This window comes from Candidatus Competibacteraceae bacterium, from assembly GCA_016699715.1.
In the GTDB taxonomy this organism is placed as follows: domain Bacteria; phylum Pseudomonadota; class Gammaproteobacteria; order Competibacterales; family Competibacteraceae; genus Competibacter.
The window spans coordinates 3,072,135-3,089,248 of record CP065007.1; the positions used below are offsets into that span (position 1 = coordinate 3,072,135).

The 17,114-nt window shown below is 58.6% G+C and carries 14 protein-coding genes; 8 read left to right on the plus strand and 6 right to left on the minus strand.

Annotated elements, in window-relative coordinates:
* Positions 1-6 precede the first annotated feature (6 nt).
* From IPM89_13865 to IPM89_13880, 4 genes are all read left to right on the plus strand, one after another.
* Positions 7-2,811 carry an EAL domain-containing protein gene (locus tag IPM89_13865; protein ID QQS53906.1) on the plus strand — a complete coding sequence of 935 codons (2,805 nt, stop codon included), beginning with the start codon at positions 7-9 and terminating at the stop codon, positions 2,809-2,811.
* A 225-nt stretch (positions 2,812-3,036) separates the two neighbouring features.
* Entirely contained in the window at positions 3,037-3,600 is a 564-nt protein-coding gene (locus IPM89_13870; GenBank protein ID QQS53907.1) for a helix-turn-helix domain containing protein, read from the plus strand.
* A gap of 536 nt (positions 3,601-4,136) precedes the next feature.
* Positions 4,137-4,766, plus strand: a complete 630-nt coding sequence (locus tag IPM89_13875; GenBank protein QQS53908.1) for an IS5 family transposase — start codon at positions 4,137-4,139, stop codon at positions 4,764-4,766.
* 247 nt (positions 4,767-5,013) lie between these two features.
* Positions 5,014-6,009, plus strand: a complete 996-nt coding sequence (locus IPM89_13880; protein QQS53909.1) for a zinc-binding alcohol dehydrogenase — start codon at positions 5,014-5,016, stop codon at positions 6,007-6,009.
* Positions 6,010-6,024: 15 nt separating this feature from the next.
* Here the strand turns inward: IPM89_13880 and pyrE are convergent, their stop codons facing one another.
* Entirely contained in the window at positions 6,025-6,684 is a 660-nt protein-coding gene (gene pyrE / locus IPM89_13885) for an orotate phosphoribosyltransferase (GenBank protein ID QQS53910.1), read from the minus strand.
* Positions 6,685-6,773: 89 nt separating this feature from the next.
* On the opposite strand from pyrE, the gene xth reads away from it, so the two are divergent.
* Genes xth through IPM89_13900 form a run of 3 tightly spaced genes read left to right on the plus strand, consistent with a single transcriptional unit; the run spans position 6,774 to position 9,599 of the window.
* Entirely contained in the window at positions 6,774-7,547 is a 774-nt protein-coding gene (gene xth / locus IPM89_13890; protein QQS53911.1) for an exodeoxyribonuclease III, read from the plus strand.
* Complete coding sequence (locus tag IPM89_13895) at positions 7,537-8,844, plus strand: AmpG family muropeptide MFS transporter (GenBank protein QQS53912.1); 1,308 nt, start codon at positions 7,537-7,539, stop codon at positions 8,842-8,844. The genes xth and IPM89_13895 overlap by 11 nt, the downstream gene beginning before the upstream one ends.
* A complete protein-coding gene (locus IPM89_13900; GenBank protein ID QQS53913.1) occupies positions 8,841-9,599 on the plus strand; it encodes a M48 family metallopeptidase in 759 nt (252 codons plus the stop codon). Before IPM89_13895 ends, IPM89_13900 begins: the two co-directional genes overlap by 4 nt.
* A gap of 32 nt (positions 9,600-9,631) precedes the next feature.
* Here the strand turns inward: IPM89_13900 and IPM89_13905 are convergent, their stop codons facing one another.
* Positions 9,632-9,985 (minus strand): hypothetical protein, encoded by a 354-nt coding sequence (locus IPM89_13905; protein QQS53914.1) that lies wholly within the window; start codon positions 9,983-9,985, stop codon positions 9,632-9,634.
* Positions 9,986-10,121: 136 nt separating this feature from the next.
* Positions 10,122-10,916 (minus strand): thymidylate synthase, encoded by a 795-nt coding sequence (thyA, locus tag IPM89_13910; protein ID QQS55939.1) that lies wholly within the window; start codon positions 10,914-10,916, stop codon positions 10,122-10,124.
* Between the two features lie 118 nt (positions 10,917-11,034).
* Between thyA and IPM89_13915 the strand changes: the two genes are divergently transcribed.
* Positions 11,035-11,850 carry an IclR family transcriptional regulator gene (locus IPM89_13915; protein QQS53915.1) on the plus strand — a complete coding sequence of 272 codons (816 nt, stop codon included), beginning with the start codon at positions 11,035-11,037 and terminating at the stop codon, positions 11,848-11,850.
* A gap of 41 nt (positions 11,851-11,891) precedes the next feature.
* Here the strand turns inward: IPM89_13915 and IPM89_13920 are convergent, their stop codons facing one another.
* The 3 genes from IPM89_13920 to IPM89_13930 all read right to left on the minus strand — a co-directional run bounded on the left by IPM89_13920 (position 11,892) and on the right by IPM89_13930 (position 17,111).
* Entirely contained in the window at positions 11,892-14,615 is a 2,724-nt protein-coding gene (locus tag IPM89_13920) for a histidine kinase (GenBank protein QQS53916.1), read from the minus strand.
* Position 14,616: 1 nt separating this feature from the next.
* Positions 14,617-14,925, minus strand: coding sequence for a hypothetical protein (locus IPM89_13925; GenBank protein ID QQS53917.1), 309 nt, complete (start codon positions 14,923-14,925; stop codon positions 14,617-14,619).
* An 89-nt stretch (positions 14,926-15,014) separates the two neighbouring features.
* The gene (locus IPM89_13930; protein QQS53918.1) at positions 15,015-17,111 is read right to left on the minus strand and encodes a PAS domain-containing protein; all 2,097 of its coding nucleotides are present in this window, start codon (positions 17,109-17,111) and stop codon (positions 15,015-15,017) included.
* Positions 17,112-17,114: the final 3 nt, after the last annotated feature.

Genomic DNA, 17,114 nt, shown 5'->3' on the forward strand with positions numbered 1-17,114 from the left:
ACATTCTTGCTGTTCATTATTTCATCTGCAATTCCTATTATATTATTAACGCTCTTATCCTTTTGGCAGATAAACAATCTGCTCTTAAATCAGCAATATGAACAACTCAGATATACGAGTAAGCAATACGGTATAGCAGTGCTTGACCGCTTGTTATTTCTAAAAATGAAAATTAGCTGGATTGCTCAAAGTTTTCGCCAAGATAATTTGTCGATTAACTCGATAGGAAATGATAAATTTAATTTAAAAACGAGTCAAGGATTTAAACAAATAAGATTGATTAATAATACGAACCAACTTACATTTTCATGGGGAAATATTGAAAAAATGGCAACATTTACTCAAGCAGAAAAAAACCATCTCCAAGCAGGCAATAGTATTATTAAAATCGACTATCAATCCCGTTTTTTATTAAGAATATTTCTACTTCGGATGCTTGATCCACAGCATCCGAAAGAAGGTATATTAATTGGAGAAATTGACCAATCTTATTTGTGGGGAAATACTGATTTACTTGAGCAAGAAACACAACTATGTGTTTTTTATCAATCAAACAGAGCATTATTTTGTTCGTACCAGGAATACGAACTTAGTTCTGATCAATTAGTTAAACTGAATACATCATCTTCAGGGAAATTTACGTGGTACGATCATAATCATGAAGAGTTTTTGATCAACTACTGGTCTCTTTTTCTAGCACCTAACTTCCTAATATCAAAGTGGACGATAATTACTAGCCAGTCGAAGGCCAATATATTAGTACCTATAGCTGATTTCAGAAATATCTTTGCTTTTGTTATTACGTTAACGCTCGCCATCGTGGCCTTGCTGAGTGTTTATCAAATTCGTAGAAACCTAATTCCACTTGAAAAACTAATGGAGGGAATTCAGTATATTTCTAATAAAAAATTTAATAAACCCATAGAGGTGAGCAGTGGTGATGAATTTGAAGAGTTGGCTACTTCTGTTAACAATATGGCGGTTCAAATAGATAAGCAATTTCACACCTTATCCACAATGGCGGATATCGATCAGCTTATTTTATCGACCTTGAAAATCGAGGATATCATTAAAATCGTACTGACCCGAACACATGAAATTGTTCCTTGCGATTATATAAGCATGACAGTTATCGATCGCAATCATAACAACTTAGGTCGTACTTATACCCTCAATGAGCTATTTAGAGAAAAGATAACCGTAAGTGTGCTAGAAATAACGTTACTGGAGCATCAAGCTCTCTTGGAAAATCAAAATTATATATTTATAACTCATCAAAAAAATCTTCCAGGTTATCTTTTGTCTTTGCAAAAACTAGGCACTCTTTCGTTCTTGATACTTCCTATTGTACTAAAGAATGAAGTGTCTGCGATGATATGTCTTGGATATCGAAAGGTATTAACCCTTGCGGAAGAAGATATCCTTCTAGCTCGCGATTTTACGAATCGTGTGGCCGTTGCGTTATCCAATGCAAGTTGGGAAAAACAACTGTACTATATGGCGCATTATGATGCTTTGACAGGACTACCTAACCGACTGCTACTCAAGGATCGATTACAGCAAGCTCTAGTCAAGGCTGAACGGCAAAAGTCTTTTGTGGCCGTTTTATTTATTGATTTAGATCGCTTTAAACATGTTAATGATTCCCTAGGACATATAGCGGGTGATATATTATTATGCCAAGTGGCGCAACGGCTAAGTAGGAATTTACGGAGTGAAGATACGATCTCCAGACTTGGAGGTGATGAATTTGTTATTGTTATCTCGCACTATAACAATATTCAAGAATCATTATCAGTAACGACTACAATTACTAAAAAAATTATGGTCGATTTATCAACGCCGTTCGATGTTAATAATCGTGATATTTATTCAACGGCTAGTATTGGCATTGCTTGTTATCCAACTGATGGGCAAACAACCAACGAGCTTCTTAAGAATGCAGATTCTGCTATGTACCACGCAAAATCCGTTGGCAAGAATAATTATCAATTTTATTCGAAGATATTGAACGCCGCGGCTTTGGAAAGATTAGATATGGAAAATAGTCTTCGCCATGCATTAGAGCGGTGCGAATTCGAGCTATATTATCAGCCAAAAATAGAAACTCGAAGTAGACGGATTTGTGGAGCTGAAGCCCTTATACGTTGGAATCATCCACAAAAAGGACGGGTTTCGCCGGCGCAGTTTATTCCTCTCTGCGAAGAAATTGGTTTAATCATCTCGATTGGGGAATGGATACTTCATACCGCGTGCATGCAGGCCAAAATCTGGCAAGATCAAGGTTTTTCGTCATGTCGTATCGCTGTCAACCTTTCTCCTTTACAGTTTCGGCAGCCTGATTTGATCAGGCAGGTCGAGAATGCACTAAATGTCATAGGGCTTAGCTCTAGCAAAATAGAACTCGAACTTACGGAAAGCGCTGCAATGGAAGACATTAATAAAACCATTGCAACACTGAATATATTTAAAGGTATGGGGCTCCATCTCAGTATTGATGACTTTGGGACAGGCTACTCTTCGTTAAGCTATTTAAAACGTTTTCCTATTCACACTCTCAAGATTGATCAATCATTCATTCGTAATCTCAATATCGGTTTTGAAGATGCCGCTATTGTGAAATCGATTATCACTTTGGCACACAGCCTGAAATTGAATGTCGTCGCTGAAGGAGTGGAGACAAGAGAACAATTTGATTACCTGTGCAATCATGAATGTGATGAGATTCAAGGTTATTTATTTAGTCCTCCCATCTCGGCAAATGAATTTACAAAGTTGCTGGGTTCACAAACCAGGTTTTATACGACATGATGCATTTTGTTACTCAATATTTCTCTGCTCGATTGCCCCGCAGCAAGCTGCTGATTCTTAGATAAGAACGGAATAAAATACGGGTCTGATCAGGATACGTGTAATGAGTAGTATCTTGACTTGGTACCAGGGCTGTTCAACGCTAGTGGGTCACTTGCTTTGCTTGTCGCCATTACTGATTCAAGAGGGATAAGCTATGAGTTGATAGCGAAGAAGGAGGTAGCCATGGCCCGCAGTCCCAAGAACCCGCTGCGGCCGCTCCTTGAAGAGGAGCGTCAACAACTAATCCGCTTGAGTCGAGGCCAAGCGATTGCGGCCAGCACAGTGGCGCGCGCTAAAGCGGTGCTGGCGGTGGCGGATGGCGACAGTTATACCGAAGCGGCCCGGGCGGCGGGTCGCCAATCGGGCGATGCAGTGGCGGCCTTGGTGGCGCGCTTCAATGCCGAAGGTCTGGCGGCGGTGGTCCCCCGGCATGGGGGTGGTCACCCGCGCGATTATACGCCCGTGGAGCGAGAACGGATTCTGGCGGAAGCGCGTCGGCCCCCGGATCGCGAGCGGGATGGGACGGCAGTGTGGTCGCTGTCGACCTTGCGGCGGACCTTGCGCCGGCAGGGGTTACCCCAAGTCAGCACGTATACGATCTGGCGCGTCTTGGTCGATGCGGGCTTGAGCTGGCAAAAGCATCGGTCGTGGTGTGACACGGGTACGGCTCAGCGGCCGCGAAAGAAGGGAGGTCAGACCGTCGTGGTGACGGTGACCGATCCCGATATCGAGGCCAAAAAAAACTGATCGAGCAGGCCTATCGGGAGGGAAGCCAGTGGGGATTGGCGGTCTGGTGCGCGGATGAAGCCGGGCCGTATCAAGCGATTCCGCAACCCGGTGCCAGTTGGCAACCGATCGGCGAACCGGTCTGCTACCCGCATGAGTATATCCGGGGGGACCGTTAAGGCACTGGGCTCAACCCACTGAATTTACTCTTGCATCCGATGGTTTAGCGCGTTTTACTGGAACGATGAAGACGCCAACGACGCTGATTGGTCCAGCCTGCGGTTCCCCTGACACCACGGGCCAAGGTCACTACGAGACCGTTCACAACGGGACCCGAAGCCTTCGCGCCTGCACGAGCTGTGGGACGGTCTTCTCGGAAACGACGGGCACCCCGATGCAGGATATCAAGACGCCGATCAGCAAGGTCGCGGCCGCGCTGCGATTGCGCGGCGAAGGGCTGGGGCCGCGGGCGACGGCCCGAGTGCTAGGCCGTGTTCACAAAATCATGCTTCGTGTGCGAGACTGTTAGCTGTCATCCACGGCCAGAGACGTTGAGCATGGATCGTTTGTATTATCTCACGAACGAGCAATTTGGGCAGATCAACCGGTTGCTGCCGCCCGAACAGGGTCGCCGGGGACGGCCACCGACGGTGAAGAACCGCGAGGTGTTGGAAGGGATTCTCCATGTCCTGCGCACGGGTACGCCGTGGCGGGATTTACCGAACGCCTACGGTCCCTGGCACACGATCTACATGCGCTGGCAACGCTGGATCGCGCGAGGGGTCTGGGGGGACATTCTGGGGCTGCTGAAGCGACTCAAGGGCGTGGACCTGAGCCTCGTGTTTTTGGATTCCACCGTGGTGCGGGCGCATCAGCACGCGGCGGGCGCCGCTAAAAAAAGGCGATCAGGCCCTCGGTCGCTCGCGGGGCGGATTCAGCACCCAAATTCATGCCGTGTGTGCCTCCGAAGCCGATGGGATCGAGATCCGCCTCACGGCGGGGCCGGCGGGAGACGCCCCGGTCGGCGAGGCGCTGGTCGATGCCCTCGATCCTTGCGACGGCATCCAGCACGCCGCCATGGACAAAGCCTACGACAGCAACGCCATCCGCGCCCAGCTCGACGCCAAGGGCATCACCCCGGTCATCCCGCCCAAGGCGAACCGCTGGGATCGTATCGGTTACGATAAGGAACGCGACAAACAGCGCAACAAAGTCGAACGCCTTTTTAATAAACTCAAACAGTTCCGCCGAGTCGCCACCCGCTATGAAAAACTCAAAGCCCACTTCCTGGCTTTCGTCACCCTCGCCCTCATCGTGATCATGCTCCGCTAGCAATTTTGTGAACACGACCTAGCCTTTGGCGAAAATGCGATCCCCACCAGGGGTTTTAAGCCGAAGAGCTTGCGCCCATCCATCCGTCCATCTTCCAAGTCCATGCAAGTCGATCAAGTCCTCACGGCACGCGCCTTTTGGCTGACAACGCCCGGCCACGGCGAGATTCTCGATGAATCCCTGCCGCCTCCCGGTCCGGGCGAAGTGCGGGTGCGCACGCTCTACACCGGCATCAGCCGCGGCACCGAAAGCCTGGTTTTTCGCGGTGAGGTGCCGCCCAGCCAGCATCAGGCCATGCGCGCCCCGTTCCAGCAAGGCGATTTTCCCGCGCCGGTGAAGTATGGCTACTGCAATGTCGGGGTGGTCGAAGCCGGTCCGGCGACGCTGCGGGGTCGAGTCGTGTTTTGTCTCTATCCACACCAGGATCGCTACGTGGTTCCAGCGGCGGCGGTGACGCCGGTGCCGGCGTGCGTTCCGCCTGGCCGGGCAGTATTGGCCGCCAATCTGGAAACGGCGCTCAACGTGCTTTGGGACGCCGCGCCCCGCTTGGGCGACCGGATTACGGTGATCGGCGCCGGCACGGTCGGCTGTCTGATCGCCCGGCTGGCCGGACGCTTGCCAGGCTGCGCGGTGCAACTGCTGGACGTGGATACGAGCAAGGCGGCGGTCGCGGCGCGATTGGGGGTATGCTTTGCCACGCCAGACCAGGCGGCGGACGAACAGGATGTGGTGATTCACGCCAGCGGCGCGCCCGCCGGATTGGCGGTGGCGTTGCGTCTGGCCGGGTTTGAGGCGACGGTGGTGGAGGCGAGCTGGTTCGGCGCGCGGCCGGTCAGCCTGCCGCTGGGCGAGGATTTCCATGCCAAGCGCTTGCGCATCCAAAGTTCCCAGGTCGGCGCCGTGGCCGCCGCGCAGCGCGGACGCTGGGATCATCGGCGGCGCTTGTCCACGGTGATGGATCTATTGGACGACCCGGTGCTGGACCATCTGATCAGTGGCGAATGTGCGTTCACCGATCTGCCGCGGGTGCTGGCGGAATTGAGCCAGAATCCGGCGGGTGTGCTGTGCCAGCGGATCGTTTATACCGGTGCCGGTTGAACGGATGGGGAACGCTCAAACCGCAAGCATTGCATCAACCCCATACCGCGCCCGATAAATCCGCATCGCCTCCAGATGCGTCGCATACTCGGGTCGTTCCGCCAGATAGGTCACCACATCGCCCAAGGTCACGATACCGGTCACGGCGATGCCGTGGGCGCGCTCGACTTCCTGCACCGCCGACAGCGCGCCCTGCCCGCGTTCCTGCCGGTCCAGGGCGATCACTACCCCGGCCGGCGGCGCGCCATGCGCGGCCAGAATGGCCATCGTCTCGCGGATGGCGGTGCCGGCGGTGATGACATCGTCCACGATCAGCACCCGGCCCTTGAGCGGCGCGCCGACGATCATCCCGCCCTCGCCGTGGTCCTTGGCTTCCTTGCGGTTGAAACACCAGGGCAGATCGCGGTTATATCCATCGGCCAGGGCGATGGATACCGCCGCCGCCAGCGGAATGCCCTTGTAGGCCGGCCCGAACAGCATGTCGAATTCCAGTCCGGCCTCCACAATCGCGGCGGCGTAATAGCGGCTCAGCCGGGCCAATGCCGCGCCGCTGTCGAACAGTCCGGCGTTGAAGAAGTACGGACTGACGCGCCCGGATTTGAGGGTGAACTCACCGAAACGCAGCACGCCCCGGCCGATGGCGAAGTCGAGAAATTCCCGTTGATAGTCCCGCATGGTTCGAGATTCCGGCTGTGAAAAAGATGAATGCCGGTATCATAACGCGCTTCGAGACCCATCCGACCGCCGGAGAGTTGCCCCCGACCATGCGTGTCATCACCTTCAACGCCAACGGCATCCGTTCCGCCGCCAGCAAGGGTTTTTTCGCCTGGCTGGCCGAACAAAACGCCGATGTGGTCTGCCTTCAGGAAACCAGGGCCCAATTGCACCAGTTGCCGCCCGAGGTCTATCGTCCGCTCGGCTACCATTGCCATTATCACGACGCCGAACGCAAAGGCTACAGCGGCGTGGCACTGTACGCTCGCCGCGAGCCGGACGAGCTGCGAACCGGGCTGGGCTGGCCGGAATGCGACCGCGAGGGCCGCTGGTTGGAAGCGCGCTTCGGTTCGCTCAGCGTGGTGTCCCTGTACTTGCCTTCCGGTTCCGCCAAGCCGGAGCGGCAGGGGGTGAAATTTGATTTCATGGCGCGGTTGGCGGAACCGTTGCGGGCGATGCGCGCCAGCGGCCGCGATGTCATCCTGTGCGGCGACTGGAACATCGCTCACCGGGAAATCGACCTGAAAAACTGGCGCGCCAATCGCGACCATTCCGGCTTTCTGCCCGAGGAACGGGCCTGGCTGGATGAGTTATTTGGGAAGCTCGGCTGGGTGGACGCTTTTAGGGCGGTGAATCCCAATCCCGATCAATACACCTGGTGGTCCAATCGCGGCCGGGCCTGGGACAAGAATGTCGGTTGGCGGATCGATTATCAGGTGGTCACGCCCGGTTTGGCGAAGCAGGCGCGCTCCGCCGCCATCTACCGCGAGCAGCGCTTTTCCGATCACGCGCCCCTGACCCTGGATTACGATTATGCCTTCTGACCCCGCCCACCGCTCCGGTCGGGACATCCTGCGCGTTTTCTTCAGCGGCCGGATGCTGACGGCGCTGCTGATGGGCTTTTCCTCCGGTTTGCCGCTGTTGCTGGCCACCGGTTCGGTGCTGCAAGCCTGGCTGACCGAAGCCGGCGTGGATCTCGGCACCATTGGCCTGTTCGCCCTGGTCGGTCTGCCCTACACCCTGAAATTCCTGTGGGCGCCGCTGTTGGACCGTTTTGCGCCCATCGCCGGCATGGGCCGGCGGCGCGGTTGGCTGCTGCTGATTCAGGTCACGCTGATCGCGGCGATTGCGGGATTGGGGTTGACCGATCCGACGCGGAGTCTGCCACTGGTCACGCTGGCGGCGCTCCTGGTTTCGTTTTTCTCCGCCTCGCAGGATATCGTGATCGATGCCTATCGGCGCGAGTCACTGGCCGACGACGAGCAGGGTCTGGGCGCCTCGCTCTACGTCAACGGTTACCGGGTGGGTTTGCTGATCTCTTCCGGCGGTGGCTTGATTCTCGCCGACCTCATTCCCTTTTCCGCCGTGTACGGGGTGATGGCGGCGGTGATGCTGCCCGGCCTGATCACCACGCTGTTTTGCGTCGAACCACTGGTGGCGGTCGGCACCCCCCGCACCTTGCGCGAGGCGGTGGTGCAGCCCTTCGTGGAGTATTTCTCGCGCCAGGATGCCAGCTTGATCCTGCTGTTCGTGCTGCTTTACAAGGTCGGCGAGATGATGGCCAGCCAGATGACCACGCCTTTTTACCTGGACCTCGGTTTCAGCAAGAGCGAGATCGGCACGGTTGTCAAACTGTTCGGTTTCTGGGCGACGGTGATCGGCGGTCTGATGGGCGGCGTATTGATCCTGCGGCTGGGCATGTACCGCGCGCTGTGGACCTTCGGGGTGCTGCAAGCCATCGGGCTGATCGGTTTCGTTATCCTGGCCCGACTGGGGCACAGTTTGCCCGGTTTGGCGTTGGCCATCGCCAGCGAAAATCTGTTCAGCGGCATGGCGACCACCGCCTACGTGGCCTTCATGGCCACTCTCACCAACCGGAAATTCACCGCTACCCAGTACGCGCTGCTCAGCAGCCTGATGGGCATTCCGCGAGTGATCGTCAACACCCCGACCGGCTATCTGGCCGAGTGGCTGGGTTGGGAAGGCTTCTTCCTGTTCTGCATGGTGGCCACCGTGCCCGGCTTGTGGCTGCTGACCCGATTTCGGGCGTGGATGGAACCGGCGCGGGAAGCGATGGTTGCGGAACCAGCGCCGGCGGCGCCGGGAACCGGCAAGGATTGAACAGGGCCGTCGCGGTGCTCGAACTGGCCGACGGGCGGCGGCTTCCCTACCGTGTCGCCGTCTCGTCTCGCAGCCAGGGCATTCAGTTCCGGCTGAGCGCGCGGAGCGGGCTGGTCGTGACCATTCCGCGTGGGTTTGATCGATCCCGTCTGGGTGCGATCATCGACGGCAAGCGGGACTGGGTGGCCCATCATCTTGAGCGGTTCGAAGCGGCCAACCCGCCGCCGGCCAGCACCGCGCCCGCGCCTCCTCGGGAATTCAGACTGCTGGCGCTGGCGGAAACCTGGCGAGTCGAGTATCAGGCAGCGCCGGCCAAGGTCATGATCGCCCGAGACGCCGGCCCCGGTCGGATTGTCGTGGCTGGCCCAGTGGAGAATGCGGCGGCCTGTCACGCCGCCTTGCATCGCTGGCTGGCCCGCCGAGGCCGCGACACGCTGATTCCGTGGCTGGAGCGGATGTCCAGCGAGACTGGGCTGCGGTATGGCGGGGTTGCCATCAAGGGGCAGCGGACCCGCTGGGGCAGTTGTTCGGCCAAGGGCGGCATCAACTTGAATTACAAGCTGTTGTTTCTGCCGCGCGAGTGGGTTCGCTACGTGTTGGTCCACGAGTTGTGCCACACCGTCGAACTGAACCACTCTCTTCGGTTCTGGGACCTGGTCCAGCGCTTCGAACCGCGGGCTCGAGAAATCAGCACGGCACTCCGCAACGCGCGGGCGTATCTACCAGCCTGGGTGCTGCAACCCGCGACCGCATGATCGGGCGGCGGCGAGTCGTGGGCGCCGGTCCACTACTGCTTCCTACCCCGTTCGTCCAGCGTCCTGTCGATCCTGGCCACCCAGATCAATATCTCATCCTGGGTGAGTAGCAGGATTTGCAGACTGTTGCGAAAGTCCTGCCAGGACTTCTCGACGAAGTCGCTGAGGGCATCCACGTAAACCACCACCAGTTTCTCGGGGGGATCGCTCAGCCGGGCCTGTTCGGCATATTCCGCACCGTGCCGCAAACATAACAGATAGGTGTCCATCGCCTTGCGCGCCGAACTGATGGCGCCAAGACTCATCAACCCGCTCGCGCGCAGCATGCACTGCCATGCCAGCAAACCCACCGCCTGATTCCGCCCGATGACCTCGTCGATGTTCATTTCGAAAACCCCACGCCAATCTCTATGATTGTGCATCGCAACACAATCTGGGTAGCCCGTCAAGCCGATTGGATGAATGGGAAGTCACGCCGCCAAACGCTTATCCGGCGTCTTGGCCGCACGACCGGTCCATCGGCTAAATCGCCACTGGAGCCCGGATGGCTGGATGCGCCTGATAGTCGATGATCTCGAAATCTTCGTAACGGTACTCGAACAAGGTTTCCGGCCGGCGCCGGATCGCCAGTCGTGGTGGCGGATGCGGTTCGCGGCCAAGCTGTGTGCGAGCCTGCTCCAGATGGTTCAGATACAGATGACAGTCGCCGCCAGTCCAGATGAACTCGCCCACCGCCAGATCGGTCTGCTGGGCGACCAGATGGGTCAGCAGGGCATAGCTGGCGATGTTAAAGGGGACCCCGAGAAACAGATCGGCGCTGCGCTGATAAAGCTGGCAGGACAGTTCACCATCGGCCACGTAGAACTGGAACAGCAGGTGGCAGGGCAACAATCGCATCCGCTCCAGCTCGCCGACGTTCCACGCCGACACCACGATCCGCCGCGAATCCGGGTCGCGTCGCAACAGCTCGACGGCGTTGGCGAGCTGGTCGATGCGACGGCCGTCGGCCGCTTCCCAGCTCCGCCACTGCTGGCCGTAAATCGGCCCCAGATCGCCATTGGCGTCGGCCCATTCATCCCAGATGGTCACGCCCTGCTCGTGCAGGTAGCGAAGGTGGGTATCGCCGCGCAAGAACCATAACAGTTCATGCACGATCGAACGCAAGTGTAGTTTCTTGGTGGTCACCAGCGGAAACCCGGCTCGCAAATCGAAACGCAGTTGCGCGCCGAAGAGACTCAAAGTCCCTACGCCGGTGCGGTCCTGCTTGCGCGTTCCCTCGTCCAACACGCGTCGCAATAAATCGAGGTAGGTTCTCATCACCGACGCGCTCCCAGGTTCAATCCTTCTCCAAAATAATGGAAATTTATTGTGCAATGCAATATAGTAGACTCAATTTCATTTTTTATTAATGAGTTAGCACATATCAGGATAATAAATGGCCGCCAAAGCGACCTCTTCGATTCAAGTGATTGCCCGAGTATCCAGACTGCTGGACAGCTTGGCCGCTCATGACGGACCGGTCAATCTCAAGGCGCTGGCCGACGCCACCGGCCTGCATCCCTCGACCGCGTTCCGCATTCTGGCTTCCCTGATCAAACATGGTTTCGTCGAGCGCAGCACGGCCGGTCACTACTGGCTGGGAGTCAGGCTGCTGCAGTTGGGCAGCCGGGTGCACGGTCAGCTCGACCTGCGCCGCGAAGCCCGCCCGATCATGGAACGATTACGCGATCAGACCGGCGAGACCGTCAACCTGAGCGTGCGCGAGGGCGACGAGGTGGTTGACGTGGAACGGGCGACCACGCCGCGAATCATGCGGGTCGAACAGGTCATCGGCGGACGGACGCCGCTGCATGTTACCGCCGCCGGCAAGCTTTTCCTGGCTGACGACGGTGTCGCGGCCTGTCGCGACTACATCGAGCGCACCGGGTTGTCGGCCCGTACCCCCTGCTCCATCGCCGACCCGGATCGGCTGTGCCGGTCGGTGCGCGACATCTCCCGCCAGGGTTATGCGCTGGACGACCAGGAAGCCGAACTGGGGGTCGGTTGCATCGGCGCACCGGTTCGCGACGCCAGCGGCCGCTTGGTGGCGGGGCTGTCGGTATCCGCGCCCATCAAGCGCCGTCGGGATGCCTGGATTCCCTGGGTCCTGCAAGCCGCCGCCGAGATTTCCGCCCGCTTGGGTTATTGCCCGCAGCCCGTCGTCCACATCGAAACCACGCAAACGCTGCTTCAGGCCAACTCGCTGGGTTGAGGCAACCGGTCGTGGCCGGTCCTCGGTCGCCTGGTCCCGTTTTACACTTTCTTGGGCAACTCCACGATAAAGGTCGTGCCTTGGCCGATCTCGCTTTCCACCCAGATATGGCCGCCGTGGTGCTCGACAATCTTCTGGCTGATCGGTAACCCCAGGCCGGTGCCTTTCGGCTTGCCGGCGTGCGCGTCGTTCACCTGGTGAAATTTTTCGAAAATCAGCTTGTGCTGGTCGTGCGCGATGCCAGGGCCGTTGTCGATCACCTCAATGCGCCAGCGGTCCACCACCGCCCGCAGGCGGATGGCGACCTCGCCACCCTGTTCCGGACAGAACTTGACGGCGTTCGACAGCAGGTTGATCAATACCTGGGTGAGCCGGTCATGATCGCCGGCGATGATGACCTCCTCATTACCCAAGTCCTCGTGCAGGGTGGCGCCCTTGTCGTTGAACAGCTGGCTGGTGGAGTTGATGGCGTCCTGGATCAGGCCTCGCAGGTCGATTTCGTCGATGGACCAGTCGATTCGGCCGGAATCGATTTTGGCCATGTCCAGCACCTGGTTGATCAAGCGGGTCAGGCGCTCGCTCTCCTTGACGATGATGCTGAGAAATTTGCTGCGCTGCTCCACCTCCATGCCGGGGTTCGCCAGCAGGATCTCCGAGAAGGCGCGAATCGAGGTCAGCGGCGTGCGTAGTTCGTGGGTGACGGTGGAGATGAACTCGTCTTTCAAGCGGTCGAGTTCCCGCAACCGGTTGTTGGCTTCCCGCAGTTCGGCCGAGGCCGCTTCCAGCTCCCGCGATTGCTGTTCCAGCCGGCGACTGTATTCGATGACCTGGGTGCTCTCGTCGAGGATGGTCATCACCTCCTCGATGCTGAGCACCTCGCCCATCACGATCGACGAGATCATCACCCGGGCCGACGCCGCGCCGATCGCGCCGGCCAGCAAGCGTTCGGTGTAGTGAATCAACCGGGAATCCGCTTGCAGCGGGTAACCGCCGTGATCGCGGGCGTAACGGTCGAACACTTCGCTGGCGCGCGCCGGACCCAGGAAGCGGGCCAACAGATCGTACAGCTCGGCGGTTTCCACCACGCCTCGCCACAGCAGCGCGTCGCCGTCGTGGCGCTCGCGCTTGAACACGTCGACGAACTGGCTGCCCTGCACCTGTTCGAGCGGGTCCGGCCGGCTCAGCAGCGAGCCGGTCACCAGCCCGCCGATGTTGACCAGCATGCTCCAAAACACCGCGTGCATGTACTCATCCAGGTTCTCGAGGCCAAACAGCGCGTAGGGCTTGAGCAGTTCGATACCGAATGGTCCGGCTTCGATAAAACCGGTATCGAACCAGCCGGAGCGGGCCATGGCGGGCAATAGCAGGGTGTAGGCCCAGATCAGGAAACCGCCGCTCAACCCGATCAGTGCCCCCAGTCGATTGGCCCGCTTCCAGTACAGGCCGATCAGAATCGGCGGCGCGAACTGGGCGGCGGCGGCAAAGGACACCAGCCCGCTGGCGACCAGCGCATAGCTCTCGCCGATAAAGCGGAAATACAGGTAGCCGAGCAAGATGATCACGGCAATGCCGACACGGCGGATGCCGAGCAGCAGACCGGACAGATCGGTGCGACCGGCCAGCCAGCGGGGATTGGCGCGCAGCAGGATCGGCATCACCAGATCGTTGCAGACCATGGTGGACAGGGTGACCGTTTCGAACATGATCATGCTGGCGGCGGCCGACAGCCCCCCGAGAAACACCAGCAGTGCCAGAGTGGGCATGTGTTCGGCCATTGGCAGCGCCAGCACGAAGGTGTCGGCGTCCACGTTACCGTCGCTGAAAATCAGTCGTCCTCCCAGGGCGATTGGCAGCACGAACAGATTGATGGCGAACAGATAGAGCGGAAACAGCCAGATCGCCTTGCGAATGTGCGCTTCGTTGACGTTTTCCACCACCAGCACCTGGAACTGCCGGGGCAGGAACAGAAACGCCATCATCGACAGAAAAGTCAGCGATAGCCAGCCGCCGTAACCGCCTGGCACTACCTCGAAGCGCAGCAACGTCGCCAAATCCGGTTGCGCCGCCGCTTGCTGGAACAGATCGCCGGGGCCGCTGAAGATGACGAAAGTCACTACCACGCCGACCAGCATGAAGGCCAACAGTTTGAGCAGGGATTCGAACGCCACCGCCGCCACCATTCCCTCGTGGCGTTCGGTGTTGTCGATATGCCGGGTGCCGAACAGGATGCTGAACACGATCAGCACCAGCGCCACGTACAACGTGGTGTCCATCCAGACCGGATGCTGAGCCGAGGCGGCCAACCGGGTGACTTCCGGATACTGGCGCAACAGGCTGAAGCTGGCGGCGATGGCTTTCAACTGGATGGAGATGTACGGCAGGATGCCGAGTATGACGATCACCGTCACCATCCCGGCCAGCAGGCCGCTCTTGCCATAGCGCGAGCCGATGAAATCGGCGATGGAGGTGATGCGATGGACCTTGGTGATACGCACGATGCGCCGCAGCACAAACCAGAACAGCACCGCCATCAGGGTAGGACCCAGATAAACCGGCAGGAAATCCACGCCGCTGGTGGCCGCCAGGCCGACGCTGCCATAAAAAGTCCAGGCCGTGCAGTAAATCGCCAGGGACAGGGTGTAGATATAGGGGTTGGCGATGATCGAACGGCCGCTATCGGCGCGCTGGTCGCCGTAATAGGCGACCCCGAACAGTATGCCCATATAGGCCAGCGCGCTGGCGATGATGATCCCGTCGCCTAGCATGTCAGGGTGGCTCCTTCACTCCGGTGCCACCGGAATCCCGCGAATGAGCGGCGGCATCCGACGACGGGGTATTTTTCGGCGAGGGGGGCAGGGGTTTGGGCGGTTCGCCCGGTTCGCGGATTTCCGAATGTTCCACCACCACGATCAGCAGGACGATGATAACCAGCCACGCCAGATACAGATAGCAATACAGCAGCGGGATGCCGAACGGCGCCCACGCCCGATCGAACAGATCCAATAGCGGATAGTTGAGTGCGATCACTCCACCGACGAACAAGATAACGATGTGTTCCCTGGATTGTTGTCGCATGGTAAGGGGACAGGTTTCAGGGTTTCAGGGTTTGGAGGCGGACGTTGGAGGATGGCGTTTTCGCACCCCGCGCCCGTCCCCGGTGACTGTTAAAAATTCGCCTGGGTCTTGCGGATTTCCACCATCTTGTCGGAGGCTTCCAGCGCTTGACCCAGGGTTTGGACGCCCTGTGCTTCCAGTAGATCGAGCAGCTTGAGAAACACCTGGGCGGTCACCAGCGAATCGCCCAGCGCGGTATGACGGTCGTGTATGTCCACCCCCAGCCGGTCGGCGATGGCGTCCAGATTATGATCGTCGGTGTAATCGTGCAGGTAGCCGGACAGCAGCAAAGTGTCCAGCACCGGGTTGCCGAAGCGCACGCCGGTTTTCCGTTCCTTCAGTTTGAGGAACCTCATGTCGAAGGCGGCGTTGTGCGCCACCAGCACGGTGCGGTCGTCGCCGACGAAGGAGCGGAACTGGGGCAGCACGATCTCGATGCCGGGCTTGTCCGTGATCATGTCGTCGGTGATGCCGTGGAAGCGGATGGAGGCCTTGGGAATCGGCCGGCCGGGGTTGACCAATTGGTCGAAGTGCTCGCCCGCCAGCATCCGGCGGTTGACGATGCGCACGCCGGCGATCTGGATGATCTCGTCGCCCTTGGAGGGCGACAGCCCGGTGGTTTCGGTGTCGAAGACCACGTAGGTCAAGGCCGCCAGCGGATAATTGACCAAGTCGCCCCATTCTTCCAGGTTCTCGGCCAAGGAGAAATCATAGAACTCCGGCCGGTCCGGCAGGGCTTCGGCCGGTTCCCGCCACTGGCGCGAGGATGCCGGCAGCGGCATCCGCAGCAGGGCGTGGCCCGCCCGGCGGTGGGATTGGCTCCACAGGTCGCTGTTGTGCCGCCGCAGCACTTCACCGACCGTGGTTTCGCCCACCAGATCCTGAACATGCTCGTTCAGCCAGTCTTCCAGCCGATTGGTGGGCACCGGCTGACCCGGCCAGATGATGTCCAGATAGACGCGGCGGTTGCCCAGCAGACATTCAATCTCGAAATCATCGCCGAGTTCGTGGGTGCGCAATTGTTCGAGCAGGTGTTCGAGCAGCAGCATGATCGAGTGGTTGTCCACGTTCAGCCACAGCGGTATGCCCACCATCTTGACCTTCGGACCCGCGCACTGCTCCAAGTGATGGATGACGGCCCCGATCAGATCGGCGGAATAGACGTCGTTCATCGGCCAGCGGCTGGCATAAAGTTTGCGCAGGTCAAGCGTCAGCTCCTGCAAGCGTTGACTGAGGCGCTCGCTCTCTTCGACGATCACCCGCTGGAAAGCTTCCCGCTGCGTCGGGCCCATGCTGGCGAAATTCATGACGTTTTCCGCCGCCGCCCGCAGGTTGGCCAGTGGCTGGCGCAGGTCCTCGGTGCGGGTCTTGAGCAGCGAGCGGTCCATCTGCTGGGTGATGTCGCGGAAGGTGATAACGAAGGCGGCGCCCCGCTCGCCGGCGCCCGGCAGCAGGCTCATCCGGCAGTGGAACAGGGTCTCGTCGTTGACGGTGGCGCACACGAATTCGGCGTCGCCGGGCGGTTTGCCGTCGCTGCTGTTCTGTTGGCGGAAGCGCAGCAGTTGCAGGGTGCTTTCGAGCGGCGCGCGGGTCCATAGGTCGTACAGCGGCCGGCCCAGCCCCAGCGCCTCGCGGTTGGGCAGCAGTTTCACCGCCGCTGGATTGTAAAGCAGGATGCGCGCCTCACCGTCGCAGACCAGCACGCCCTCGGACAATTCCCGTAGCACGGTTTCCAGTCGGGCTTTTTGCTCTTCGATTTCCTGGGTGCCGATGGCGGTGGCGGCGGCGACCTCGCGCCGGGCCTTGTGCAGCGCCTCGCCCAGTTCCAGCAGCATGGTCGGAAAAGCGCCCAACCAGTGTTGGCGCGGCAGTTCCAGCACATAACCGGGATTGCTGCGGGTGATGATTCGGGCACCGCGGGCCATGGCGCCGAGGGGGATAAAGCAATACCAGTCGAGCATCGCCCAAATCGTCGTGATCACGCCGACGATGGCGAAGACGGCCAGCATCAGCCATAGCAGAGTCTGATCGCGCTGGCCGGGGTCCGGCACTACTTGATGAATTTGCCAGCCCAGCCAAGTCAGGGAGGCCAGCGTCAGGACGACCGGAACCAGCCACAACAGCCAGAGCTTGGTCCGATAGCGCATGAT

Coding starts and splice junctions, on each gene's coding strand:
- IPM89_13930 (QQS53918.1), bottom strand. CDS start 17,111: ATGCGCTATCGGACCAAGCTCTGGCTGTTGTGGCTGGTTCCGGTCGTC.
- IPM89_13870 (QQS53907.1), top strand. CDS start 3,037: ATGGCCCGCAGTCCCAAGAACCCGCTGCGGCCGCTCCTTGAAGAGGAG.
- IPM89_13895 (QQS53912.1), top strand. CDS start 7,537: ATGCCTTCTGACCCCGCCCACCGCTCCGGTCGGGACATCCTGCGCGTT.
- IPM89_13880 (QQS53909.1), top strand. CDS start 5,014: ATGCAAGTCGATCAAGTCCTCACGGCACGCGCCTTTTGGCTGACAACG.
- IPM89_13925 (QQS53917.1), bottom strand. CDS start 14,925: ATGCGACAACAATCCAGGGAACACATCGTTATCTTGTTCGTCGGTGGA.
- IPM89_13920 (QQS53916.1), bottom strand. CDS start 14,615: ATGCTAGGCGACGGGATCATCATCGCCAGCGCGCTGGCCTATATGGGC.
- IPM89_13875 (QQS53908.1), top strand. CDS start 4,137: ATGGATCGTTTGTATTATCTCACGAACGAGCAATTTGGGCAGATCAAC.
- IPM89_13915 (QQS53915.1), top strand. CDS start 11,035: ATGGCCGCCAAAGCGACCTCTTCGATTCAAGTGATTGCCCGAGTATCC.
- IPM89_13905 (QQS53914.1), bottom strand. CDS start 9,985: ATGAACATCGACGAGGTCATCGGGCGGAATCAGGCGGTGGGTTTGCTG.
- thyA (QQS55939.1), bottom strand. CDS start 10,916: ATGAGAACCTACCTCGATTTATTGCGACGCGTGTTGGACGAGGGAACG.
- xth (QQS53911.1), top strand. CDS start 6,774: ATGCGTGTCATCACCTTCAACGCCAACGGCATCCGTTCCGCCGCCAGC.
- pyrE (QQS53910.1), bottom strand. CDS start 6,684: ATGCGGGACTATCAACGGGAATTTCTCGACTTCGCCATCGGCCGGGGC.